Below are 5,369 nucleotides of genomic sequence, written 5' to 3' on the forward strand. Positions count from 1 at the left end.
ACCTGGACGGCCTGATGGCCCGCCGCCGCTCCCTCGGACTGCCCGGACTCGCCGTCAACTGGGGCCCCTGGGCCGAGGTCGGCATGGCCGCGGACGAGGGCGACGCCTACGACCGGATCGGCCTGCGGATGCTCCCGGCCGACCAGGGCTCCCGCCTCGCGGTCCGGCTGGCCCGCACCGGGCGGGCGACGCACGAGGTCGCGGTGCTGGCCGCGGACTGGCGGCGGTTCCGCACCGCGCTCGGCGAGGACCTGCCGGCCGGCTACCTGGCCCGGCTCGGCGCCACCGCCGAAGGCGCCGTCACCGCCCCGGGCGGCCGTCCCGACCGGGCCGCGGACACCGCACCGCCCTCCGCCCGCCAGGAGCTCGCGGCGGCCGCCGACCCCCGGGCGTTCCTCGCCTCCTGGGTCGAGCGGACGCTGCGCGCGGTGCTGGGCTCGCGGGCGCCGATCGGCCCGCACCAGGGCTTCTTCAGCCTCGGCATGGACTCGCTGATGACCGTCGAGTTCCGGTCCAGGATCGCCGCCGGACTCGACCTGAAACTGGCCACCACCGTCGCCTTCACCTACCCGACCCTCGACGAGCTGGTGGGCTTCCTGGCCCGCGAGCTCGGCCTCACGGCCGACGCCGCGGCGCCGGTCCGGGCCCGCGGCGGCGCCGCGGAGCGGCAGGACGCACCACCCGCACCGGCGGCCCCCACCGGCGACGCGGTCGGCGACCTGATGGCCCGGATCTCGCAGAAGTACCAGAGCCACCGGAACGCCTGAACGGGTGCCCGGACTCCCCCACACGAACGGCGAAACGAAACAGAGGTACCAGAGTGACTACCCCGACCATCACCGCCGGAGTGCGCTACCTCGCCCCCCGGTGGCGTGACAGCGGGACCGCACCCGAGATCGGCGACTGGGGCTCCCTCGCCACCAACACCGTGCGGCACGACGTCCCCGTCGCGAACGCCCGGGGCACCGAGTACGGCCTCGACACCACCGGCTTCACCCTGCTCGAACACCGCACCGAGGTCGACTTCCGCGACGAGTCCGCCGTCCTCGGCCGGTACTTCGCGGAGCTCGCCCCGCTGGTCAAGGAGCAGAGCGGCGCCGACGAGGTCTTCGTCACCCACCACTTCGTCCGCTGGGGCGACCCGGAGGACTTCGAGGCCGGCTACGCCGGCTTCCTGCACGGCGACAAGGGCCTCGGCGACCCGTTCGGCTACACCCGCTCCCGGATCGAGGAGCTCGGCATCGAACTGGGCTCCGACCAGGACCACGACTTCGCCTGGTACAACACCTGGCAGCCCGTCGACCGCGAGGTGTTCCAGCACCCGCTGGCCCTGATGGACGCCCGGACGGTGCCGCGCGAGCACATCCACGACTACTACTACACGAGCGTGGGCGAGCCGCACCCCGAGTCGTCCCCGGTCTTCGACGAGGGCCACCGCTTCTACTACTTCCCCCGGATGCGGACCGACGAGCTGCTGATGTTCAAGCAGCTCGACACCCGCCCGGACCGCGCGCCGACCTGTCTGCACTCGGCCTTCACCGATCCGACCGCGCCGGACGACGCACCGCTGCGCCGCAGCATCGAGGTGCGCTGGATGTGCGCTTTCAAGCGCTGAACCGCTGAGTTGCTGGAGGGGAACCACACCATGGCCGGACCGACTCCGGACGCCGATCTGCTGGCAGCGCTGCAGCAGTCCGTCTTCGTCATCGACAAGCTGGAGGGCGAGCTCGCCCGTACCCGCGAGGACATCGCGATCATCGGCATGTCCTGCCGGTTCCCCTCCGCGGGCGGCCCGGAGGCCTTCTGGGAGCTGCTGCGCGGCGGAGTCGACGCCATCACCGAAGTCCCGGCCGACCGCTGGGACATGGAGTCGCTCTACGACCCCGACCCGGCCGCCCCGGGCAAGCTCTACAGCCGGCACGGCGGCTTCGTCGCCGACGTCGACCGCTTCGACCCGCTCTTCTTCGGGATCTCCCCCAAGGAGGCGGCCCGGCTCGACCCGCAGCACCGGCTGCTGCTCGAAGTGGCCTGGGAGGCCGTCGAGGACGCCGGGTACGCCCCGCGCTCGCTGCGCAACAGCCGCACCGGCGTGTTCGTCGGCATCGCCGAGAACGACTACGCGCGCCTCGTCGAGGAGGCGCACGGCACCCGGCTCGACCACTACGACGCCACCGGCACCGGCTTCTGCTTCGCCTCCGGCCGGATCTCCCACACCCTGGGCCTGAACGGCCCCAACATGGCCCTGGACACCGGCTGTTCGAGCTCCCTGGTGGCCCTGCACCAGGCCGTCTCGGCACTGCGGCTGGGCGAGTGCGAGCTGGCCATGGCGGGCGGGGTGCACCTGCGGCTGTCCCCGACCACCTCGCTCTCGCTCGCCAGGACGGGGGCGCTCGCCCCCGACGGCCGGTGCAAGACCTTCGACGCGAGCGCCGACGGCTTCGGACGCAGCGAGGGCTGCGGCATGGTCGTGCTCAAGCGGCTCTCCGACGCCCACCGCGACGGCGACACCGTGCTCGCCGTGGTCCGCGGCTCCGCGGTCAACCACGACGGCCCGGCCAGCGGCTTCACCGTCCCCAACCACCGCGCCCAGGTGGAGCTGATCCACAGCGCGCTGGAGAACGCCGGGGTCGAGCCCGAGCAGGTGGCCTTCGTCGAGACGCACGGCACCGGTACCCAGCTCGGCGACCCGATCGAGGTCAGCGCCCTCGCGAGCGTCTTCGGCGGGAGCGGGCACCCGGTGCTGCTCGGGGCCGTGAAGAGCAACATCGGCCACACCGAGGGCGCGGCGGGCATCGCCGGCATCATCAAGACGGTCCTCGCCCTGCGCCACGCGGAGGTCCCGGGGAACGTCCACTTCACCGAGCCCAGCCCGCACATCGAGTGGGACGGCCTGCCCTTCGTCGTGCCCACCGGGCCGACGGCCTGGCCCGAGGTCCCCGGCGGCGTCCGGGTGGCCGGGGTGAGCTCCTTCGGCATGAGCGGCACCAACGCGCACGTGCTGCTCGCCGCCGCACCCGACGCCCCCGCGGACACCGCCGACACCGCCGGGGGCGCCCCCGGGCGTACCGCGCAGGTGCTCACGCTCTCCGCGCGGACCGAGGACGCCCTGGACGAGGCGGCCGCCCGGATGGCCGCCTTCCTGGCCGGCGGTGCCGGCGGCGCCGACCTGGCCGACGTCTGCCGCACCGCCAACACCGGCCGCGACCACTTCGAGCACCGCCTCGGCGTGGTCGGCGGCTCGGCCGCCGAGCTGGTCGAGCGGCTGACCACGGGCGGCGCCGTCACCGGCTTCGTCCCCGCCCACCGGCCGGCCCCCACCACCGCCTTCCTCTTCACCGGCCAGGGCTCCCAGTACCCCGGCATGGGGCGGGAGCTGTACCGCACCCAGCCGGTGTTCCGGGAGGCCGTCGACCGGTGCGCGGCCGTCCTGGACCGCACCCTGGACCGCCCCCTGCTCTCCGTGCTGCACCCCGACACCGTCGGGGAGGCCCCGTACGACCTGGACCGCACGGAGTACACGCAGCCCGCGCTGTTCACCGTCGAGTACGCCCTGGCCGAGCTCTGGAAGTCCTGGGGCGTCACCCCGCAGGTGGTGCTCGGGCACAGCGTCGGCGCCATCGCGGCGGCCTGCGTGGCCGGGGTGTTCCCGCTGGAGGACGCCCTGCTGCTGGTCGCCGAGCGGGCCCGGCTGATGCAGGCCCTGCCGGAGGGCGGGGTGATGGTGTCGCTGCGGGCCGAGGAGGCCGTGGTCGCCGCCGCCGTCGCCGAGCACCCCCTGGTGTCCGTCGCCGCCGTCAACGGGCCCGGCGAGATCGTGGTCTCCGGCGACGCCGGACAGGTGGACGCCGTCCTGGCGGTGCTCGCCGGTCAGGGGGTGGAGGGCCGCCGCCTGCCGGTGTCCCACGCCTTCCACTCGCCGCTGATGGCACCGGTGGCCGAGGAGTTCCGGGCGGTGGCCCGCCGCGTCCGGTACGCGCCGCCGCGGATCACCGTGGTGTCCGACCTCACCGGCGCCCCGGCCGGGGCCGGGGAGCTGTGCGACCCCGAGTACTGGGTGCGGCACGCCCTGGAGCCGGTCCGCTTCGCCGACGCCGTCCTGGCCGCGCACGCGGCCGGCGCCCGGGTGTTCGTCGAGACCGGCCCGAAGCCGGTGCTGCTCGGCCTGGCCCGGACCGGCCTGACCGGAGACCGGGGCGAGGACAGCGCCTGGGTGCCGAGCATGCGCCCCGGCCGCGAGGAGGCCGAACTGCTCGCCGGGGCCGCCGCGCTGCACGTGCGCGGGGTGCCGGTCGACTGGGCCGCCGTCGACGGCCGCCCGCGGCCGCGCCGCGTCCCGCTGCCCACCTACCCCTTCCAGCGCGAGCGCCACTGGTTCACCGCGCCGGCCGGCGCCGGCCGCGCCGCCGCCCGGGTGCGGCCGCTGCTCGACACCGAGGTGCGGCTGCCGGTGTTCCGGGCGACGGTCTTCCAGAGCGCGCTGGGGACGGGCACCCAGCCCTTCCTCGCGGAGCACCGGGTCGCCGGCGCCCTGGTGTCACCGGCCGCCTGCCACCTGGCGATGGCCGCGAGCGCCGTCGAGGCCGGCACCGGCGCAGCCGCCGTCGAGCTGCGCGACGTGGTCTTCCCCGAGCCCCTCGTGGTGCCCGCCGAGGGCACCCGGACGGTCCAGCTCGTGCTGAGCCCGGCGCCGTCGGGCACCGACCGGGAGTTCCGCCTGGTGGGCGTCCCGGAGGGGGCCGACGAGGAGGGCTCGGTGCACGCCACCGGCCGGGTGCCCGAGGGCGCCGCGGCGGCCGGGGCCGCGCCGGTGGTGGACGTCACCGCCGTCCGCGACCGGCTGGACCGGGAGGTCGACCGCGAGGAGCTGTACGCGCGGCTGGCCGACGGCGGCATCGAACTCGGCCCGGTCTTCCGCCGGCTGGACCGGATCTGGGCCGGCCGCGACGAGGTGCTGGCCACCGTCGCCCCGGCGGCGGGCGCCGAGCCCGTCGCCCCGGTCCACCCCGGGCTGCTGGACGCGCTGTTCCAGGCCACCGAGGCCGTCGCGCTCGCCGCCGGCACCGAGGGCACCGCCCGGCTGCCGTTCGCGGCGGACCGGCTGACGGTGCACCGGGACGCCGACCGGCGGGCCCACTGGGTCCACGCGCGCCGCACCGCGGACGGCCGTTGGGACATCGTCCTGCTGGACGGGTCCGGGACGGCCGTGGTCGAGGTGGCGGGCTTCCAGGACCGCCCGGCCCCCCGCGAGGGCTTCGGCGCCGGCCCCGAGTGGGCCGACTGGCTGGTGGGTGTCCGGTGGGAGGAGACCACCGAGGACAACCCGCCCGCCCCCACCGGACACTGGCACGTCACCGGCACCACCACCGACG

2 protein-coding genes and 1 pseudogene are annotated in these 5,369 nt (G+C 75.6%); all 3 read left to right on the plus strand.

Annotated elements, in window-relative coordinates; translation table 11 throughout:
* A partial coding sequence (locus AB0N04_RS38355) for a beta-ketoacyl reductase (protein WP_360223330.1) occupies positions 1 to 767 on the plus strand: 767 nt, incomplete at its 5' end.
* A gap of 53 nt (positions 768 to 820) precedes the next feature.
* The gene (locus AB0N04_RS38360) at positions 821 to 1,615 is read left to right on the plus strand and encodes a CmcJ/NvfI family oxidoreductase (RefSeq protein WP_360223327.1); all 795 of its coding nucleotides are present in this window, start codon (positions 821 to 823) and stop codon (positions 1,613 to 1,615) included.
* A gap of 30 nt (positions 1,616 to 1,645) precedes the next feature.
* Positions 1,646 to 5,369, plus strand: a pseudogene (gene gdnG, locus AB0N04_RS38365) (guadinomine polyketide synthase module 3 GdnG); the annotation flags it as partial.

Origin of the sequence: Kitasatospora sp. NPDC051702 (assembly GCF_040681575.1) — a bacterium.
Classification (GTDB): domain Bacteria; phylum Actinomycetota; class Actinomycetes; order Streptomycetales; family Streptomycetaceae; genus Kitasatospora.